This window comes from Pseudomonas sp. R1-7 (assembly GCF_051132105.1).
Lineage (GTDB): Bacteria > Pseudomonadota > Gammaproteobacteria > Pseudomonadales > Pseudomonadaceae > Aquipseudomonas.
Map to the genome: position 1 here is coordinate 5,599,433 of NZ_CP071661.1, position 18,658 is coordinate 5,618,090.

The 18,658-nt window shown below is 62.1% G+C and carries 24 protein-coding genes; 17 read left to right on the plus strand and 7 right to left on the minus strand.

The features are described from left to right. The first annotated feature begins 26 nt into the window (after positions 1–26). The 6 genes from J3P79_RS25270 to J3P79_RS25295 all read left to right on the plus strand — a co-directional run bounded on the left by J3P79_RS25270 (position 27) and on the right by J3P79_RS25295 (position 4,922). The gene (locus J3P79_RS25270; protein WP_434606548.1) at positions 27–923 is read left to right on the plus strand and encodes a TonB family protein; all 897 of its coding nucleotides are present in this window, start codon (positions 27–29) and stop codon (positions 921–923) included. Positions 924–1,027: 104 nt separating this feature from the next. After that, positions 1,028–1,597 (plus strand): YqgE/AlgH family protein, encoded by a 570-nt coding sequence (locus J3P79_RS25275; RefSeq protein WP_039590499.1) that lies wholly within the window; start codon positions 1,028–1,030, stop codon positions 1,595–1,597. Then, positions 1,597–2,034 carry a Holliday junction resolvase RuvX gene (gene ruvX, locus J3P79_RS25280; RefSeq protein WP_003177497.1) on the plus strand — a complete coding sequence of 146 codons (438 nt, stop codon included), beginning with the start codon at positions 1,597–1,599 and terminating at the stop codon, positions 2,032–2,034. Before J3P79_RS25275 ends, ruvX begins: the two co-directional genes overlap by 1 nt. 84 nt (positions 2,035–2,118) lie before the next feature. Continuing rightward, positions 2,119–2,625: a bifunctional pyr operon transcriptional regulator/uracil phosphoribosyltransferase PyrR gene (gene pyrR / locus J3P79_RS25285; protein ID WP_434606551.1), complete on the plus strand. Its 507-nt coding sequence runs from the start codon at positions 2,119–2,121 to the stop codon at positions 2,623–2,625. Between the two features lie 24 nt (positions 2,626–2,649). After that, the gene (locus J3P79_RS25290) at positions 2,650–3,654 is read left to right on the plus strand and encodes an aspartate carbamoyltransferase catalytic subunit (RefSeq protein ID WP_003177495.1); all 1,005 of its coding nucleotides are present in this window, start codon (positions 2,650–2,652) and stop codon (positions 3,652–3,654) included. Beyond that, on the plus strand, positions 3,651–4,922 hold the full coding sequence (locus tag J3P79_RS25295) for a dihydroorotase (protein WP_434606552.1): 1,272 nt from the start codon (positions 3,651–3,653) through the stop codon (positions 4,920–4,922). The genes J3P79_RS25290 and J3P79_RS25295 overlap by 4 nt, the downstream gene beginning before the upstream one ends. A 124-nt stretch (positions 4,923–5,046) precedes the next feature. Here the strand turns inward: J3P79_RS25295 and J3P79_RS25300 are convergent, their stop codons facing one another. Next, positions 5,047–5,475 carry an NINE protein gene (locus J3P79_RS25300; protein WP_045157206.1) on the minus strand — a complete coding sequence of 143 codons (429 nt, stop codon included), beginning with the start codon at positions 5,473–5,475 and terminating at the stop codon, positions 5,047–5,049. A 249-nt stretch (positions 5,476–5,724) separates the two neighbouring features. Between J3P79_RS25300 and J3P79_RS25305 the strand changes: the two genes are divergently transcribed. After that, positions 5,725–6,336, plus strand: a complete 612-nt coding sequence (locus tag J3P79_RS25305; RefSeq protein WP_039590490.1) for a C40 family peptidase — start codon at positions 5,725–5,727, stop codon at positions 6,334–6,336. Positions 6,337–6,493: 157 nt separating this feature from the next. Here J3P79_RS25305 and J3P79_RS25310 read toward each other — a convergent pair whose 3' ends face one another. Beyond that, positions 6,494–7,528 carry a type IV pilus twitching motility protein PilT gene (locus J3P79_RS25310; protein WP_434606553.1) on the minus strand — a complete coding sequence of 345 codons (1,035 nt, stop codon included), beginning with the start codon at positions 7,526–7,528 and terminating at the stop codon, positions 6,494–6,496. Positions 7,529–7,584: 56 nt separating this feature from the next. Here J3P79_RS25310 and J3P79_RS25315 point away from each other — a divergent pair, with 56 nt between their 5' ends. The 9 genes from J3P79_RS25315 to J3P79_RS25355 all read left to right on the plus strand — a co-directional run bounded on the left by J3P79_RS25315 (position 7,585) and on the right by J3P79_RS25355 (position 14,353). Next, positions 7,585–8,277 (plus strand): YggS family pyridoxal phosphate-dependent enzyme, encoded by a 693-nt coding sequence (locus J3P79_RS25315; protein WP_434606554.1) that lies wholly within the window; start codon positions 7,585–7,587, stop codon positions 8,275–8,277. Positions 8,278–8,304: 27 nt separating this feature from the next. After that, on the plus strand, positions 8,305–9,123 hold the full coding sequence (gene proC / locus J3P79_RS25320) for a pyrroline-5-carboxylate reductase (protein WP_434606555.1): 819 nt from the start codon (positions 8,305–8,307) through the stop codon (positions 9,121–9,123). Positions 9,124–9,133: 10 nt separating this feature from the next. Beyond that, positions 9,134–9,724: a YggT family protein gene (locus tag J3P79_RS25325; RefSeq protein ID WP_434606557.1), complete on the plus strand. Its 591-nt coding sequence runs from the start codon at positions 9,134–9,136 to the stop codon at positions 9,722–9,724. A 270-nt stretch (positions 9,725–9,994) separates the two neighbouring features. After that, positions 9,995–11,134: a homoserine O-succinyltransferase MetX gene (gene metX, locus J3P79_RS25330; RefSeq protein WP_434606559.1), complete on the plus strand. Its 1,140-nt coding sequence runs from the start codon at positions 9,995–9,997 to the stop codon at positions 11,132–11,134. A gap of 7 nt (positions 11,135–11,141) precedes the next feature. Further along, positions 11,142–11,762 (plus strand): methionine biosynthesis protein MetW, encoded by a 621-nt coding sequence (metW, locus tag J3P79_RS25335; RefSeq protein ID WP_434606561.1) that lies wholly within the window; start codon positions 11,142–11,144, stop codon positions 11,760–11,762. A gap of 25 nt (positions 11,763–11,787) precedes the next feature. Further along, the gene (locus tag J3P79_RS25340; RefSeq protein WP_434606562.1) at positions 11,788–12,222 is read left to right on the plus strand and encodes a DUF4426 domain-containing protein; all 435 of its coding nucleotides are present in this window, start codon (positions 11,788–11,790) and stop codon (positions 12,220–12,222) included. Continuing rightward, entirely contained in the window at positions 12,219–12,815 is a 597-nt protein-coding gene (gene rdgB, locus J3P79_RS25345; protein ID WP_434606564.1) for an RdgB/HAM1 family non-canonical purine NTP pyrophosphatase, read from the plus strand. The genes J3P79_RS25340 and rdgB overlap by 4 nt, the downstream gene beginning before the upstream one ends. Beyond that, on the plus strand, positions 12,812–14,011 hold the full coding sequence (gene hemW / locus J3P79_RS25350) for a radical SAM family heme chaperone HemW (protein ID WP_434606566.1): 1,200 nt from the start codon (positions 12,812–12,814) through the stop codon (positions 14,009–14,011). The genes rdgB and hemW overlap by 4 nt, the downstream gene beginning before the upstream one ends. 18 nt (positions 14,012–14,029) lie before the next feature. Beyond that, the gene (locus tag J3P79_RS25355; RefSeq protein WP_014340681.1) at positions 14,030–14,353 is read left to right on the plus strand and encodes a DUF3392 domain-containing protein; all 324 of its coding nucleotides are present in this window, start codon (positions 14,030–14,032) and stop codon (positions 14,351–14,353) included. A 141-nt stretch (positions 14,354–14,494) separates the two neighbouring features. On the opposite strand, the gene trmB is transcribed toward J3P79_RS25355, so the two are convergent. The 4 genes from trmB to J3P79_RS25375 all read right to left on the minus strand — a co-directional run bounded on the left by trmB (position 14,495) and on the right by J3P79_RS25375 (position 16,741). Continuing rightward, positions 14,495–15,220, minus strand: a complete 726-nt coding sequence (gene trmB / locus J3P79_RS25360; protein WP_434606568.1) for a tRNA (guanosine(46)-N7)-methyltransferase TrmB — start codon at positions 15,218–15,220, stop codon at positions 14,495–14,497. 9 nt (positions 15,221–15,229) lie between these two features. After that, positions 15,230–16,024: a thiazole synthase gene (locus J3P79_RS25365; protein ID WP_003177480.1), complete on the minus strand. Its 795-nt coding sequence runs from the start codon at positions 16,022–16,024 to the stop codon at positions 15,230–15,232. A 54-nt stretch (positions 16,025–16,078) separates the two neighbouring features. Beyond that, a complete protein-coding gene (thiS, locus tag J3P79_RS25370) occupies positions 16,079–16,279 on the minus strand; it encodes a sulfur carrier protein ThiS (protein ID WP_434606570.1) in 201 nt (66 codons plus the stop codon). A gap of 90 nt (positions 16,280–16,369) precedes the next feature. Continuing rightward, positions 16,370–16,741, minus strand: a complete 372-nt coding sequence (locus J3P79_RS25375; RefSeq protein WP_434606572.1) for a DUF423 domain-containing protein — start codon at positions 16,739–16,741, stop codon at positions 16,370–16,372. Between the two features lie 73 nt (positions 16,742–16,814). Here J3P79_RS25375 and mtgA point away from each other — a divergent pair, with 73 nt between their 5' ends. Continuing rightward, entirely contained in the window at positions 16,815–17,537 is a 723-nt protein-coding gene (mtgA, locus tag J3P79_RS25380) for a monofunctional biosynthetic peptidoglycan transglycosylase (protein WP_434606574.1), read from the plus strand. 197 nt (positions 17,538–17,734) lie between these two features. Here the strand turns inward: mtgA and rpoH are convergent, their stop codons facing one another. Next, positions 17,735–18,589: an RNA polymerase sigma factor RpoH gene (gene rpoH, locus J3P79_RS25385; RefSeq protein WP_039590460.1), complete on the minus strand. Its 855-nt coding sequence runs from the start codon at positions 18,587–18,589 to the stop codon at positions 17,735–17,737. Positions 18,590–18,658 lie beyond the last annotated feature (69 nt).

The following is an 18,658-nucleotide window of genomic DNA, read 5'->3' on the forward strand; positions in this document are numbered from 1 at the left end:
AAAAACGTGATGTTGGTTTCCTTGTCATGACACTCCCGTCCGATCTGCCCCTAGAGCTCGCCCATCGTGGCGTGCGCCCGGCTGATCGTCTCGGCTTCACCCTGTTCCTGGCGGCGCTGATCCACCTGGCGGTGCTGCTGGGCGTCGGGTTTGCCACGGTCGAACCCAAGCAGATCAGCCGGACCCTGGAAATCACCCTGGCCACCTTCAAGAGCGAAACCAAGCCACAGAAGGCGGACTTCCTGGCCCAGGAAAACCAGCAGGGCAGCGGCACCCTGGAAAAGAAAGCGATTCCCAAGACCACCGAGATCGCGCCGTTCCAAGACAATAAAGTGCAAAAGGTAACCCCGCCGCCCGCCGCCAAGCCCGAGGTCCAGGAGACGGCGCCCAAGGCTGCTGTCACCACCGTGGCACCGAAACCGAAAAAGGCCCCGGTCAAGGAAGAGGTCAAGCCCGATCCGAAGCCCAAGGCGCCGGAACCGACGTTCGACAGCGCGCAGTTATCCAGCGACATCGCCAGCCTGGAGGCCGAACTGGCCCAGGAACAGCAGTTGTACGCCAAGCGTCCGCGCATCCACCGCCTGAGTGCCGCCTCGACCATGCGCGACAAGGGCGCTTGGTACAAGGACGAGTGGCGCAAGAAGGTCGAGCGCATCGGCAACCTGAACTACCCCGAAGAAGCCCGGCGCAAGCAGATCTACGGCAATCTGCGGCTAATGGTCTCGATCAACCGTGACGGCTCGCTGTATGAAGTGCTGGTGCTCGAATCCTCCGGCCAGCCGCTGCTGGACCAGGCGGCCCAGCGGATCGTGCGCCTGGCGGCACCGTTCGCACCGTTTACCGGGGACCTGTCGGACATCGACCGGCTGGAAATCATCCGCACCTGGAAGTTCGCCCGGGGTGATCGACTGTCCAGTAACTGAGCCCGATGAGCAAGGCATTGGGGCTGGCTCCCACAGGGAATTGGTGACAGCCTCAGGCATTTCCCAGCTTGTCAGTTCGGCCCTGCGCCGCCACACTAGCGCCTATGAAAAACGTCAGCCCCACTTACCTCAAGCATCACTTCCTGATCGCCATGCCGCACATGGCCGATCCGAACTTTGCCCATACCTTGACCTATATCGTCGAGCACACGGCCAATGGGGCCATGGGATTGGTGGTCAACCGCCCGCAGGAGCTGAACCTGGCGGACATCCTTGAGCAGTTGCGCCCCGACGTAGAACCGCCACTCCTGTGCCAGCACGTGCCGATTTTCATCGGCGGTCCGGTGCAGACCGATCGCGGTTTCGTACTCCATCCGTCGGGCCCCAAATACCAAGCCACTGTAGACCTGGACGGCTTGTCGCTGTCCACTTCCCAGGACGTGCTGTTCGCCATCGCCGACGGCGTCGGCCCGGCGAAAAGCCTGATCGCCCTCGGCTATGCCGGCTGGGAACCTGGGCAACTGGAAGCCGAACTGGCCGACAACGCCTGGCTGACCTGCCCGTTCGACGCCGACATCCTGTTCGACACCAGCAGCGAACTGCGACTTGAAGCGGCGGCCAGTCGATTGGGGGTCAATCTCAGCCTGCTCACCAGCCAGGCGGGACACGCCTGATGGCCCTGCGCCTGCTGCTGGGCTTCGATTACGGCACCAAACAGATCGGCGTAGCGGTCGGCCAGGTCATTACCGGCCAGGCCCGCGAGTTGTGCACCTTGAAGGCGCAGAATGGCGTCCCGGACTGGAACCAGGTCGAAGCGCTGATCAAGGAATGGAAACCCGACGCCGTGGTGGTCGGCCTGCCGCTGAATATGGACGGCACGCCCAGCGACATGTGCCTGCGCGCCGAAAAGTTCGCCCGCCGGCTCAATGGCCGCTACAACCTGCCCTTCTATACCCATGACGAGCGCCTGACCACCTTCGAGGCCAAGGGTGAGCGCCTGGTGCGCGGCGGGCAAAAAGGCAGTTACCGCGACAACCCGGTGGACGCCATCGCCGCCGCCCTGCTGCTGCAAGGCTGGCTCGACGCCAACGCCGCCCTGTTCGAAACCTGATTTTTTTGAAAGCGCCGCCAAGGCGCTTTCTTCTAGCGATAAACCGAGTCACGAGCACCGACCCGGAAACCTGAAGGAGCCAGCATGAGCCTGCCCAATCCTGCCGAACTGATCAGCCAGATGGCGATCCGTCTCACGGCGCACCTGGAACAACGCGGCATCAGCGAACCGCGCTACATCGGCATTCGCACCGGTGGCGTTTGGGTCGCCCAGGCCTTGCTCGATGAACTGGGCATCGATTCGCCGCTGGGCACCCTGGACGTGTCCTTCTACCGCGACGACTTCAGCCAGAACGGCCTGCATCCACAGGTGCGCCCTTCGGCCCTGCCGTTCGAGATCGAAGGCCAGCACCTGGTGCTGATCGACGACGTGCTGATGAGCGGCCGGACCATCCGCGCCGCCATGAACGAACTGTTCGACTACGGCCGCCCGGCCAGCGTGACGCTGGTGTGCCTGCTGGACCTGGACGCCGCCGAGCTGCCGATCCGCCCGAACGTGGTCGGCGCGACGCTGGCGCTGGCCGCCCACGAGCGAGTCAAGCTCTCCGGGCCTTCACCGCTGCAACTCGAACTGCAAGACCTTGCCCTTTAACTGCCCTTGTAAGAGTCCATCGCGATGACGCCTCTCGAAACCAAGCGCCCGCTGCAGCTCAACGATCAGGGCCAGCTGCGGCACTTCCTGTCCCTCGACGGCCTGCGCCGCGAGCTGCTGACAGAAATCCTCGACACCGCCGACTCGTTCCTCGAAGTCGGTGCCCGGGCGGTGAAGAAAGTCCCGTTGCTGCGCGGCAAGACCGTGTGCAACGTGTTCTTCGAAAACTCCACCCGTACCCGCACTACATTCGAACTGGCGGCCCAGCGGCTATCGGCGGACGTGATCACCCTCAACGTGTCCACGTCCTCGGCGAGCAAGGGTGAAACCCTGCTCGACACCCTGCGCAACCTCGAAGCCATGGCCGCCGACATGTTCGTCGTGCGCCACGGCGACTCCGGTGCGGCGCACTTCATTGCCGAACATGTCTGCCCCCAGGTGGCGATCATCAACGGCGGCGACGGCCGGCATGCGCACCCGACCCAGGGCATGCTCGACATGCTGACGATCCGTCGGCACAAGGGCAGCTTTGAAAACCTGTCGGTAGCGATCGTCGGTGACATCCTGCACTCGCGAGTGGCCCGCTCCAACATGCTGGCCCTCAAGACCCTCGGTTGCCCGGACATCCGCGTGATCGCGCCGAAGACCCTGCTGCCCATCGGCGTCGAGCAATACGGCGTGAAGGTCTACACCGACATGACCGAAGGCCTCAAGGATGTGGACGTGGTGATCATGCTGCGCCTGCAACGCGAGCGCATGACCGGCGGCCTGCTGCCCAGCGAAGGCGAGTTCTACCGCCTGTTCGGCCTGACCACGGCGCGACTCGCCGGGGCCAAGCCGGATGCCATCGTCATGCACCCGGGGCCGATCAACCGCGGCGTGGAGATCGAGTCGGCGGTGGCTGACGGGCCGCACTCGGTGATTCTCAACCAAGTGACCTACGGCATCGCCATCCGCATGGCCGTGTTGTCCATGGCCATGAGCGGGCAAACGGCCCAGCGCCAATTCGACCAGGAGAACGCCCAGTGAAGCTCAGCATTCTCGGCGCACGCGTGATCGATCCAGCCAGTGGCCTGGATCAAGTGACTGATATTCATATCGATGCCTGCAAGATCATCGCCCTTGGCGCCGCGCCGGCAGGTTTCGCGGCGGTCCAGACCCTCGACGCGAAAGGCCTGGTCGCCGCCCCCGGCCTGGTGGACCTGAACGTCGCCCTGCGCGAGCCGGGCTACAGCCGCAAAGGCAGTATCGTCAGCGAAACCCGCGCCGCCGCCGCCGGTGGCGTGACCAGCCTGTGCTGCCCGCCGCAGACCAAACCGGTGCTGGACACCTCGGCCGTGGCCGAACTGATCCTCGACCGCGCCCGCGAAGCCGGCAACACCAAGGTCTTCCCGATTGGCGCACTGAGCAAAGGCCTGGAAGGCGAACAACTGGCCGAGCTCATCGCCCTGCGTGACGCCGGCTGCGTGGCGTTCGGCAACGGCCTGAACAGTTTCCGCAACACCCGTACCCTGTGCCGCGCCCTGGAATATGCGGCGACCTTCGGCCTGACGGTGATCTTCAACTCCCAGGACCATGATCTGGCCGAAGGTGGCCTCGCTCATGAAGGCCCGACCGCCAGTTTCCTCGGCCTACCGGGCATTCCGGAAACCGCCGAGACCGTGGCCTTGGCCCGGGACCTGCTGTTGGTGGAACAAAGCGGCGTGCGCGCCCACTTCAGCCAACTGACCAGCGCTCGCGGCGCGGCGTTGATCGCCCAGGCCCAGGCCCGTGGCCTGCCGGTGACCGCCGATGTGGCGCTGTACCAGTTGATCCTGACCGATGAAGCGCTGATCGATTTCAACAGCGTCTATCACGTGCAGCCTCCGCTGCGCACCCGCGCCGACCGCGATGGTTTGCGCGAGGCGGTGAAATCCGGGGTGATCTCGGCCATCTCCAGCCATCACCAACCCCACGAGCGCGACGCCAAGCTCGCACCGTTCGGCGCCACCGAGCCGGGTATCAGCAGCGTCGAACTGCTGCTGCCGCTGGCCCTGACGCTGGTGGAAGACGGTTTGCTGGATTTGCCGACATTGCTGGCCCGCCTGAGCGCCGGCCCGGCCCAGGCATTGCAACTGCCGGCGGGGAAACTCGCGGTGGGCGCAGCGGCGGACCTGGTGCTGTTCGACCCAGCCGCGTCAACCGTGGCCGGCGAGGCCTGGCGTTCCAAGGGCGATAACTGCCCGTTCCTGGGACACAGTTTGCCGGGGGTGGTGCGCTATACCCTGATGGATGGGCGGATTACCCACCAGGCCTAAAAAATCGAGTCGCGTCTATCGCGAGCAAGCTCGCTCCCACAGGGATCTTCGGTGAACACAGGGTATGTGAACACCTCCGATCCAATGTCGGAGCGAGCTTGCTCGCGATGCAGGCGACTCGGTCTTAGTGAAAAGCCCCACGCTTCTGCGCATTACGAATCGACACCTGATCATTCAGCGTCCAGAAGTCATACAGCACGCCCAGGAAAAATACCCCGCCGGTCAGCAGGTACAGGATCCCGCTGAGCCATTTGCCCTGATACATCCGATGTACGCCAAGCACCCCGAGGAACGTGAGCAGGATCCACGCCACGCTGTACTCGATCGGCCCAGGGGTGAATCGCAGGTCCGCTTCGCGGTCCATGGCCGGGATCAGGAACAGGTCGATCAACCAACCGATGCCCAGCAGGCCGAAGGTGAAAAACCAGATCGTGCCGGTGACCGGCTTGCCGTAGTAGAAACGGTGAGCGCCGGTAAACCCGAAAATCCACAGCAGATACCCGATGACCTTGCTGTGGGTATCGCGAATTGCTTCCTGCTGATAGCTGTTCATGAGTGGTCTCTTTTGCCTTGATAGAAAAATTTGTTCGGACTTTTTGTGACTTTTTTGTGTCTCGCCGACAAGCGGTCCTGGGCGACCCGAGCCGGGGAAACGCCCGTAGTACGGGGCTTGTGTCTGACAATCGGGCCAAATTGTCGCAATTATGCGCAGGACACGCTGGGTTTCGGATCGACAAACGGCCTCGGAATGCGAAAAAAAGCTGTTATAAAGTTGCGCGCTAACCTTTATGAGCCCTGCCTAATGCGTCCATTTTTCAAGACATGGCTGACCCTTTGCCTATTATTGCCACTGGCCGCCCACGCCACCAATCGTGAGCAACGTCTTCCCAACATCAATGGCTACACCCCGAAATCCCATGTTTCTGCTCCGTCGAGCAAGAACAAGCAAGGCGTCCAGCGCGTGAGCACGGCTCACAGCCGGTTGGTGCCTCCCATGGCGACCAAGACCACCAGCAACGTGTTGAGCCGCGCCGTGAATGTCCTCGGTACACCTTACCGTTGGGGCGGCAGCAGCCCAAGTAAAGGTTTCGATTGCAGCGGCCTGGTGAAATACGCCTTCAACGACTCCACGTTCGACCTGCCGCGCACGTCCAATGCGATGGCGGCCGGCCACGGCGAGAAAGTCGAGCGCAAGGACTTGAAGCCCGGCGACCTGATTTTCTTCAAGCTCAAGAGCCGCCGGGTCAACCATGTGGCCATCTATCTGGGCAACGACCGCTTCATCCACGCACCGCGCCGTGGCAAATCGGTGACCATCGACACGCTGAACAAGCCGTATTGGAACACCCATTACGTGGTTGCCAAGCGGGTGCTGCCGAAAGAACCGGGTGCGATGCGAGTGGTTCAGCGCTGATCACTGGCTTCTGTGGCGAGGGGATTCATCCCCGCTGGGCTGCGGAGCAGCCCCAAAAATGGCTGGTCCAGATAAGGTGCAGGCCTGTGCATTTTGGGGGCGCTTCGCGCCCAGCGGGGATAAATCCCCTCGCCACAAAAAGCCCACAACCCTTTTCCTAGAAATTATCCGGCGTACGCGCCCGCTCCCGTGCGTGCTCGCGGCTGATCACTCCCTTGTTGACCAGTTCCTTCAGGCACATATCCAGCGTCTGCATCCCCAGCGAGCCACCGGTCTGGATCGACGAATACATCTGCGCGATCTTGTCTTCCCGGATGAGATTGCGGATGGCCGAGGTGCCGAGCATGATTTCGTGCGCCGCGACCCGGCCGCCGCCGATCTTCTTGACCAGCGTCTGGGAAATCACCGCCTGCAACGACTCCGACAACATCGAGCGAACCATGGACTTCTCGTCACCGGGGAACACGTCCACCACCCGGTCGATGGTCTTGGCTGCCGATGTGGTGTGCAGGGTCCCGAACACCAAGTGTCCGGTTTCAGCGGCGGTCAACGCCAAGCGAATGGTTTCCAGGTCGCGCATCTCGCCCACCAGGATCACGTCCGGATCTTCCCGCAGGGCCGAGCGCAGGGCCGTTGAGAAGCCCTGGGTGTCACGGTGCACCTCGCGTTGGTTGATCAGGCATTTACGCGGTTCATGGACGAACTCGATCGGGTCCTCGATGGTAAGGATGTGATGGTGCTTGTGGCTGTTCAGGTAATCGATCATCGCGGCCAGGGTGGTGGACTTGCCTGAACCGGTCGGCCCGGTCACCAGCACGAGTCCGCGTGGGGCCTCGGTGATCTTGCGAAACACCTCGCCCATCCCCAGGTCTTCCATGGTCAGGACTTTCGAAGGGATGGTCCGGAACACCGCTCCCGCGCCACGATTCTGGTTGAAGGCATTGACCCGAAACCGTGCCACGCCCGGCACGTCGAAGGAAAAGTCGGTTTCCAGAAACTTTTCGTAATCCACTCGCTGCCGGTCATTCATGATGTCGTAAATCAATTCATGGACCTGCTTGTGGTCCAACGCCGGCAGGTTGATCCGCCGCACATCGCCATCGACACGGATCATCGGCGGCAGTCCGGCAGACAAGTGCAAGTCCGACGCCCCTTGTTTGGCGCTGAACGCCAGCAGTTCAGTGATATCCATAGCGCTCCTCAATTCCAGTAGAATGCCGCGAACCTCAGACCCGCTGGCCTTTCTTTATGACCACGATAGCAGACAACATTGCTCAGGTTAGATCGCGCATCCATGCGGCGGAACAGGCCGCGCAGCGCACCGGACACAGCGTTCAACTGCTGGCCGTGAGCAAGACCAAGCCCGCCCAGGCCCTGCGCGAAGCCTATGCCGCCGGCCTGCGTGACTTCGGCGAGAACTACCTGCAGGAAGCCCTGGGCAAACAGGCTGAACTGACCGACCTGCCCTTGATCTGGCACTTCATCGGCCCCATTCAATCGAACAAGACGCGCGCTATCGCCGAACATTTCGACTGGGTGCATTCCGTGGATCGCTTGAAAATTGCACAGCGTTTGTCCGAGCAGCGGCCAGCCGAGCTGCCACCGTTGAACATCTGCATCCAGGTCAACGTCAGCGGCGAAGCCAGCAAATCCGGCTGCACGCCCGCAGACCTGCCCGCCCTGGCCAACGCCATCAGTGCCTTGCCGCGCCTCAAGTTGCGCGGGCTGATGGCCATTCCCGAACCGACCGACGATCGCGCCGAACAGGATGCTTCCTTTGCCGCCGTCCAGCGCCTGCAAGCCAGCCTGGACCTGCCCCTGGATACGTTATCGATGGGCATGAGCCATGACCTCGAATCCGCCATTGCCCAAGGCGCCACCTGGGTGCGCATCGGTACTGCGTTATTCGGGGCTCGGGACTATGGCCAATCGCCCAGCTGACTCACTCACTTTTTATAAGGACCCGTCATGAGCAACATGCGTATTGCCTTTATCGGCGCCGGCAACATGGCCGCCAGCCTGATCGGCGGCCTGCGGGCCAAGGGCCTGGACGCTGCGCAGATCCGCGCCAGCGATCCGGGTGAAGAGACCCGCAACCGGGTGAGCGCCGAGCACGGCATCGAGACTTTTGCCGACAATGCCAAGGCCATCGACGGCGTGGATGTCGTGGTGCTGGCGGTCAAGCCGCAAGCGATGAAAAGCGTGTGCGAAGCCCTTCGCCCGAATCTTCAGCCACATCAACTGATCGTGTCGATTGCCGCCGGGATTACCTGCGCGAGCATGGACAACTGGCTCGGTGCCCAGCCGATCGTACGCTGCATGCCCAATACCCCGGCGCTGCTGCGCCAGGGCGTCAGCGGCCTGTTCGCCACCGAACAAGTGACCGCCGCGCAACGCCAGCAGGCCGAACAATTGCTCTCGGCCGTAGGCCTGGCACTGTGGCTGGACACCGAGCAGCAACTGGACGCCGTCACCGCCGTCTCCGGCTCGGGCCCGGCGTATTTCTTCCTGCTGATCGAAGCCATGACCGCCGCCGGCGAAAAACTCGGCCTGTCACGGGAAACCGCTGCGCAACTGACCTTGCAAACCGCCCTCGGCGCCGCGCACATGGCGGTGTCCAGTGATGTCGATGCGGCGGAGCTGCGGCGCCGCGTGACCTCGCCGGCCGGCACCACGGAAGCGGCCATCAAATCATTCCAGGCTGGCGGCTTCGAAGCCCTCGTGGAAAAAGCACTCGGCGCCGCCGCGCACCGCTCGGCCGAAATGGCCGAACAACTGGGCCAATAAGGAGCCATTCATGATTGGATTGAACACTGCAGCGGTCTATGTCCTGCAAACCCTCGGCAGCCTGTACCTGCTGATCGTGCTGATGCGCTTCGTGCTGCAACTGGTGCGCGCCAACTTCTACAACCCGCTGTGCCAGTTCGTCGTCAAGGCTACCCAGCCATTGCTCAAGCCGTTGCGCCGGATCATTCCTAGCCTGTTCGGCCTGGACATGTCTTCACTGGTGCTGGCGATCCTGGTGCAGCTTGCGCTGATGGCCCTCACCCTGCTGCTGACCTACGGCACCACCGGCAATCCGCTGCAACTGCTGATCTGGTCGCTCATTGGCGTGACTGCGCTGTTCCTGAACATCTTTTTCTTCGCGATGATCATCAGCGTGATCCTGTCCTGGGTCGCACCGGGCAGCCACAACCCGGGCGCCGAGCTGGTGAACCAGATCTGCGAGCCGGCCCTCGCGCCGTTCCGCCGCATCGTGCCGAACCTGGGTGGCCTGGACATCTCGCCGATCCTGGCGTTCATGGTGCTCAAGCTGATCGACATGCTGGTGATCAACAACCTGGCGGCGATGACCATGATGCCGGAGATCCTGCGGGTGCTGATCTGATCCAGGCAACCTGATCCCCGTGGCAAAGGACCTGTCTGTGGCGAGGGGATTTATCCCCGCTGGGCCGCGAAGCGGCCCCAAAGCAGACAACTCGGTCAGCCTGATACTCCGCATACTCAGGTTTCAGGGCTGCTTCGCAGCCCAACGGGGATAAATCCCCTCGCCACGAATAAATGCTGTCGCATCGTTGGAATTCCCGGCTGCGCCTTTGCTTGCCGCTAACCCCAGCGGTCTTTAGACTTACGCCTCATTTCAACGAGAGCAGGGTCGATGCCAGCTGCCTTTCCCCCCGATTCCGTTGGTCTGGTGACGCCGCAAATGGCGCATTTCAGCGAGCCACTGGCCCTGGCCTGCGGCCGTTCGTTGCCAGCCTATGACCTGATCTACGAAACCTACGGCACCCTCAACGCCAAGGCGAGCAACGCCGTGCTGATTTGCCACGCCTTGTCGGGGCATCACCACGCCGCCGGCTACCACAGCGCCGACGACCGCAAGCCCGGCTGGTGGGACAGTTGCATCGGCCCGGGCAAGCCCATCGACACCAACCGTTTCTTCGTAGTCAGCCTGAACAACCTCGGCGGTTGCAACGGTTCCACTGGCCCGAGCAGTATCAACCCGGAGACCGGCAAGCCCTTCGGCGCCGATTTCCCGGTGTTGACCGTGGAAGACTGGGTCCACAGCCAGGCGCGCCTGGCCGACCGCCTTGGCATTGGCCAATGGGCGGCGGTGATCGGCGGCAGCCTAGGCGGCATGCAGGCCCTGCAATGGACAATCACCTACCCGGACCGCGTGCGCCATTGCCTGGCAATTGCCTCGGCGCCCAAGTTGTCGGCGCAGAACATCGCCTTCAACGAAGTGGCGCGCCAGGCGATCCTCACCGACCCCGAATTCCACGGCGGTTCGTTCCAGGAACACGGCGTGATCCCCAAGCGCGGGCTGATGCTGGCGCGGATGGTTGGGCATATCACCTATCTGTCCGACGACTCCATGGGTGAGAAATTCGGCCGTGGCCTCAAGAGCGAGAAGCTCAACTACGACTTCCACAGCGTGGAATTCCAGGTCGAAAGCTACCTGCGTTATCAGGGCGAGGAGTTCTCGGGACGTTTCGACGCCAACACCTACCTGCTGATGACCAAGGCGCTGGACTACTTCGACCCGGCGGCGAACTTCGACGATGACCTGGCGAAGACCTTCGCCAATGCCACCGCCAAGTTCTGCGTGATGTCGTTCACCACCGACTGGCGCTTCTCCCCGGCCCGTTCGCGGGAGCTGGTGGACGCGTTGATGGCCGCGCGCAAGGACGTCTGCTATCTGGAAATCGACGCCCCCCAGGGCCACGACGCCTTTTTGATTCCGATCCCGCGCTACCTGCAGGCGTTCGGCAACTACATGAACCGTATTACGCTGTGAGGACGCCATGAGAGCCGATCTGGACATCATCCAGGAATGGATCCCCGCCGGCAGCCGCGTGCTCGACCTGGGCTGCGGCAACGGCGAACTGCTGACCTGGCTGCGCGACAACAAGCAAGTGACGGGCTACGGGCTGGAAAACGACCCGGAAAACATCGCCGAATGCGTAGCCAAGGGCATCAACGTCATCGAGCAGGACCTGGACAAGGGCCTGGGCAATTTTGCCAGCAACAGCTTCGACATCGTGGTCATGACCCAGGCCCTGCAAGCCGTGCATTACCCGGACAAGATCCTCGACGAAATGCTGCGCGTCGGTCGCCAGTGCATCATCACCTTCCCCAACTTCGGCCACTGGCGCTGCCGCTGGTACCTGGCGAGCAAGGGGCGGATGCCGGTGTCGGAGTTCTTGCCCTACACCTGGTACAACACACCGAATATTCATTTCTGTACGTTCGAGGATTTCGAGGAGTTGTGCCGCGAACGCGAAGCCAAGGTCATTGATCGCCTGGCGGTGGACCAGCAGCACCGCCACGGGTGGGCCAGCAAGCTATGGCCTAATCTGTTAGGTGAAATAGGCATCTATCGGGTCAGCAGCCCGGGCCTCGCCGACCACCGGGTCGCCGTGTGAGCACCAGCCTTTTCAGGAGCACGACATGAAACGTCTAGCGTTGTTGTTAATCACCACTTGCCTGAGCGTCGGCGCCATGGCCGCCGATGTCATCAAGGCCGAGCGCAAGGAAGTGTTCGGTGACGTCACCGTGCACTACAACACCTTCAACTCCACCTTCCTGACACCGGAGATCGCCAAGGGCGCCGAACTGATCCGCAGCAAGAACCAGGGCGTGATCAATGTTTCGGTCATAAAGGCTGGCAAGCCTTTGATGGCCCAGGTCAGCGGCACGGTGAAGGACCTCACCAGCCACAGCGTCCCGCTGAAATTCAAGCAAGTCACCGAACAAGGCGCGATCTACTACATCGCCCAATACCCGGTGCCCCAGCAGGAAACCCGCACCTTCGAGATCAAGGTGCAGATTGGCGACAAGATCAACACCCTCAACTTCAACCAGGAACTGTTCCCCGGCGAATGATGAACTTCACCCAACTCGTACTGGCCAGCCACAACGCCGGCAAACTCAAGGAACTGCAGGCGATGCTCGGCGGATCGGTGCAACTGCGCTCGATCGGTGAATTCAGCCAGGTCGAGCCGGAAGAAACCGGTTTGTCGTTCGTCGAGAACGCTATCCTCAAGGCCCGCAATGCCGCACGCATCTCGGGCTTGCCGGCGCTGGCCGACGATTCCGGCCTGGCGGTGGATTTCCTAGGCGGCGCGCCAGGCATCTATTCGGCCCGTTACGCTGACGGCAAAGGTGACGCGGCGAACAACGCCAAGCTGCTCGATGCCCTCAAGGACGTGCCTGAAGCCGAGCGCGGCGCACAGTTCGTTTGCGTGCTGGCCCTGGTGCGTCATGCCGACGATCCGTTGCCGATCCTCTGCGAAGGCCTGTGGCACGGGCGCATTCTCACCGAGGCCAGCGGCGAGCACGGTTTTGGCTACGACCCGCTGTTCTGGGTGCCGGAGCGCAATTGCTCGAGCGCCGAGCTGGGGCCGGTGGAAAAGAACCAACTGAGCCACCGCGCCCGCGCCATGGCCTTGCTGCGTCAACGCCTGGGCCTGCAATGACCACCGACTCCCCCGCACCGCTGATCCACGGCGGTGTACAAATACCTCGGGCGCCGCTGCCGGTGCTGCCGCCCTTGGCGTTGTACGTTCACATTCCATGGTGCGTGCGCAAATGCCCGTATTGCGATTTCAACTCCCACACCGCCAGCCCGCAGTTGCCGGAAGAAGAGTATGTCGACGCCTTGCTGGCCGATCTCGACCAGGATCTGCACGCGGTTCATGGTCGTGAACTGAGTTCGATATTTTTCGGCGGCGGTACGCCAAGCCTGTTCAGCGCCCAGGCCTTGGGGCGGTTGCTTCAAGGTGTCGAGGCACGCATCCCCTTCGCGCCGGACATTGAAATCACTTTGGAAGCCAACCCCGGCACGTTCGAGCAAGAAAAGTTCGTCGCTTACCGGGCGCTGGGCATCAATCGCCTGTCCATTGGCATCCAGAGCTTTCAACAGGCCAAGCTTGAAGCGCTGGGCCGGATCCATAACGGTGACGAGGCGGTGCGCGCCGCCGGCATGGCCCGTCAGGCCGGGTTCGATAACTTCAATCTCGACTTGATGCATGGCCTGCCCGACCAGTCCCTCGAAGACGCGTTGGGTGATCTGCGCCAGGCTATCGCCCTCAAGCCCACCCATTTGTCCTGGTATCAGCTGACGCTGGAGCCGAACACAGTGTTCTGGAACCAGCCGCCGACCTTGCCGGAAGACGACACGCTGTGGGACATCCAGGAAGCCGGGCAAGCCCTGCTCGCCGAACACGGCTACGCCCAATACGAAGTCTCGGCCTACGCCCAGCCCGGTCGGGCGGCGCGGCACAACCTCAATTATTGGAGCTTTGGCGACTTCATCGGCATCGGCGCCGGGGCCCACGGCAAGCTCAGCCATCCAGACGGGCGCATCGTGCGCACCTGGAAGACCCGCTTGCCCAAGGATTATCTCAACCCCGCCAAGCGTTACCTGGCCGGCGAGAAAAACCTCGCCAATGAAGAACTGCCTTTCGAGTTCCTGATGAACGCGCTGCGACTCACCCAAGGTGTAGCGGCGCAGCTTTATCCGGAGCGCACTGGCCTGTCCTTGGAGAGCCTGGCCGAAGGCCGGCGCGAGGCCGAACAAAGTGGTTTGTTGCAGGTCGAACCGTCACGTCTGGCGGCGACCGAGCGCGGACGGCTGTTTCTCAACGACTTGCTGCAGACATTTCTGAGCTGATCAACACAAGGAAATCGAATGGATCTGGTACTCGACCTGCTCGCCACCGTGTCCCGCTGGAGCCGCAGCAACCTGTCGGAAATCTCCCTGGCATTGGTAGGCTGCTTGCTGGTGCTGTTTGGTGCCGATATCAAGGGCTGGGTCGAACAACGCCTGGGCAGCATCGCCGGCGCGTTGCGCGTCCCGCTGATTGCCCTGCTGTGCATGATCGGCAGCGGCGCCGCGCTGATCTACGCCACGCCGTGGATCGTCCGGGGCTTGAGCCAGTTCAACAACTACAGCCTGGCGCCGGTGTTGTTGGTGGTGCTGGTGTTGATAGGTGTAGTCGCGGATCGGCGCTGACCCGGTCACCTAAAACAACTGTGGGAGCGAGCTTGCTCGCGATGAGGCCATAACATCCAACATCAAGGTTGACTGTTATGCCGCTATCGCGAGCAAGCTCGCTCCCACAGGGGATCCCATTTCAGCAGGATCTTCGGGTGCTTACGCCAGCTTCTCGAACTTCAAATCCCAAACCCCATGCCCAAGCCGTTCGCCACGGCGTTCGAACTTGGTGATCGGCCGTTCGGCCGGGCGCGGTACGCAGCGACCATCTTCCGCCAGGTTGCGATAACCCGGGGCGACGTTCATCACTTCCAGCATGTATTCGGCATAGGGTTCCCAATCGGTGGCCATGTGCAGCACACCACCGACCTTCAACTTGCTACGCACCAGCTCGGCGAACGACGCCTGGACGATCCGGCGCTTGTGGTGGCGGCTTTTGTGCCAAGGATCCGGAAAGAACAGCATCAGCCGGTCGAGGCTGTTGTCAGCCACGCAGCGGTTGAGCACTTCGATGGCGTCGCAATCGTAGACCCGCAGGTTGGTCAGCCCTTGGGTCAGCACGCCATTGAGCAGCGCACCGACGCCGGGACGATGAACCTCCACGCCGATGAAATCCTGCTCCGGCGAAGCGGCGGCCATTTCCAGCAACGAGTGGCCCATGCCGAAGCCGATTTCCAGCGAGCGCGGCGCCGAGCGGCCGAAAACCTGGTCGAAGTCGACCGGTGCGTCCGCCAGGGGCAGGACATAAAGCGGGGCGCCCTGCTCCAGGCCGCGTTGCTGGCCTTCCGTCATGCGCCCGGCGCGCATCACGAAACTCTTGATGCGGCGGTGCTGGCGCTCTTCGCCTTCTTCCGGGAGGACAGGCGTGTCGTTCGATTCAGTCATCAATGGCTCTTACTTGATCAGACCATCCAGCGGCGAGGACGCGCTGGCGTAAAGTTTTTTCGGCATGCGACCGGCCAGGTACGCCAGGCGACCGGCGACGATGGCGTGTTTCATGGCTTCGGCCATCAGGATCGGCTGCTGGGCGTGGGCGATGGCCGAGTTCATCAGCACCGCTTCGCAACCCAGCTCCATGGCGATGGTGGCGTCGGAGGCGGTACCGACACCGGCATCCACCAATACCGGGATCTTGGCTTCTTCCAGGATGATCTGCAGGTTGTACGGGTTGCAGATCCCCAGGCCGGTGCCGATCAGGCCGGCCAGCGGCATGACCGCGATGCAGCCGATTTCCGCCAGTTGACGGGCGATGATCGGGTCATCGCTGGTGTAGACCATCACGTCGAAACCTTCCTTGACCAGGGTCTCGGCAGCCTTGAGGGTCTCGATCACGTTGGGGAACAGGGTTTTCTGGTCCGCCAGCACTTCCAGCTTCACCAGGTTGTGGCCGTCGAGCAGCTCACGGGCCAGGCGGCAGGTGCGCACGGCCTCGATGGCGTCAAAGCAACCGGCAGTGTTTGGCAGGATGGTGTAGCGATCCGGCGGCAGGATATCCAGCAGGTTAGGTTCGCCCGGGTTCTGGCCGATGTTGGTGCGGCGCACGGCGACGGTCACGATCTCGGCGCCCGAGGCCTCGATGGCCAGGCGGGTCTCTTCCATGTCGCGGTATTTGCCGGTGCCTACCAGCAAGCGCGACTGGTAGGTACGACCGGCCAGGACGAAGGGCTTGTCGCTACGAACGATGCTCATGGGAAATCCTCTGTAGGGGTGAGGTTCTTGCGAAAGGCTGCGAAACCGAGGCGCCTAGCCGCCGCCGATGGCGTGGACCACTTCGACGCTGTCGCCATCGTTCAACGTGGTGTCGGCATGCTGGCTGCGCGGGACGATATCCAGGTTGAGTTCCACTGCGACACGGCGTCCGGCGAGTTCCAGACGGGTCAGCAGGGTCGCAACGGTTTCGCCGTCGGGCAGTTCAAGGGGTTCGCCGTTCAATTGAATGCGCATGCCGGATGCCGCCATCATTTTTAGGGGCTGGCATTCTAGCCCGATCAGTCTGGGCGACCCAAGCCATTCGTCATGAAATGGACTCGCTGGTCAGCTCAGCCGCCAAGCGGCAAGGCCCAGGCACAACCAGCCAATCAGGAAGGCCACGCCGCCCAAGGGCGTGATCATGCCCAACTTGGTGATGCCTGTAAGGGTCAACAAATAAAGGCTGCCGGAGAACAGCAGGATGCCGACCACAAACGAAATACCGGCCCATGTGACGATACGGCCAGGGATGTGCGTAGCCAACAATGCGACGCCGAGCAGCGCCAGGGTGTGCACCAGCTGGTAGGTAACCCCGGTGTGGAAAATCGCCAGGTAATCGGCGCTCAGGCGGTTTTTCAGGCCATGGGCGGCAAATGCTCCCAGCGCGACGCCGGTGAAGCCAAAAAAAGCCGCCAGCATCAGAAAGCTACGCAACATGGGAACTCCAGTCAGACTCGGTGGGCAGGGTCTGTATAATGGCCCGCTCGACGGGTTCGGCCAAGCCATCTCTATGCTGCGTACATTGTTTCGACGATTCCTCAAAGCCCTGCTCTGGTTCGCCGTTGGCAGCGTTGTGCTGGTGCTGCTGTTTCGCGTGGTGCCGCCGCCGTTCACCGCGCTGATGATCGAGCGCAAGGTTGAGTCCTGGTTCGGCGGAGAGCCGATCGACCTGCAGCGTGACTGGCAGCCTTGGGACCAAATATCCAACAATCTCAAGATTGCGGTGATCGCCGGCGAAGACCAGAAATTCCCCGAGCACTGGGGCTTCGACATCGGCGCGATCCAGGCCGCATTCGCCCATAACGGGCGTGGCGGTTCGATTCGTGGCGCCAGCACCCTTAGCCAGCAAGTTTCAAAAAACCTTTTCCTGTGGTCGGGCCGCAGTTGGCTGCGCAAGGGGCTGGAAGCCTGGTTCACTGCACTGATCGAAGTGTTCTGGCCCAAGCAACGGATCCTCGAGGTGTACCTCAACAGTGTCGAGTGGGATGACGGGGTGTTCGGGGCCGAAGCGGCGGCGCGGCATCACTTTCGCGTCGGTGCCGACGGCTTGTCGCGGCAACAGGCCAGCCTGCTGGCGGCGGTATTGCCCAACCCGCGGAAATGGAGCGCCAGCCGGCCGAGCCCCTATGTGCTCAGGCGGGCAGGCTGGATTCGCCAGCAGATGAACCAATTGGGCGGCGACGGTTATCTGCTGGAGCTCGATCGGGCGCGACGGGCGCCTTGGGCGCAGTAACCCAGACACCGATACTCAACTGTGGGAGCGAGCTTGCTCGCGATGACAATCGAGCATTCAGCAGAGATATCGCCTGACCCACCGCTATCGCGAGCAAGCTCGCTCCCACAGGGCTGGAGTTGACCGCTTGCATCACACAAACAAAAACGCCCCGATCATCACTGATCGGGGCGTTTTTTTATCGCTGCAACCGCAGGTCAAGCCGCGATCGACACCTTGAGCTTGTTCATCGCGCTCTTCTCGAGCTGGCGAATCCGCTCTGCCGACACGTTGTACTTCTGCGCCAGGTCGTGCAGCGTGGCTTTCTCCTCGGCCAGCCAGCGCTGGTAGAGAATGTCACGGCTGCGCTCGTCCAGCACTTCCAGCGCTTCGTGCAGGTTGGTGTTGGAGTTGTCACTCCAATCAGCGTCCTCCAGTTGACGCGCCGGGTCATATCGGTGGTCTTCCAGGTAGTTGGCCGGCGATTGGAAAGCGCTGTCGTCGTCTGCTTCGGCGGCCGGATCGAAGGCCATGTCATGGCCCGTCAGGCGGCTTTCCATCTCGCGCACTTCCCGAGGCTCTACACCAAGGCTTTCAGCCACGCGATGGACTTCGTCGTTGCTCAGCCAGGCCAGGCGTTTCTTCTGGCTGCGCAAGTTGAAGAACAGCTTGCGCTGGGCCTTGGTGGTCGCGACTTTCACGATCCGCCAGTTGCGCAGGATGAATTCGTGGATTTCCGCCTTGATCCAGTGCACGGCAAACGACACCAGGCGCACACCCATTTCCGGGTTGAAACGCTTGACCGCCTTCATCAGGCCAACGTTGCCTTCCTGGATCAGGTCGGCCTGGGCCAGCCCGTAGCCTGAATAGCTGCGGGCAATGTGTACGACAAAACGCAGGTGGGCGAGCACCATCTGCCGAGCCGCCTCAAGATCCTGCTCATAATAGAGACTCTCGGCCAGTTCACGCTCCTGCTCGGGCGTCAGCAATGGAATGCTGTTCACCGTATGCACATAGGCCTCGAGGTTCGCACCCGGGACTAGAGCATAAGCAGGTTGCAAAGAAGTGGTCATACGAAAAAACCTCCGACTCACATAACTCGTGCAGTTCAGCACTGCGAAAATTGACCGGGAACCGTAGGA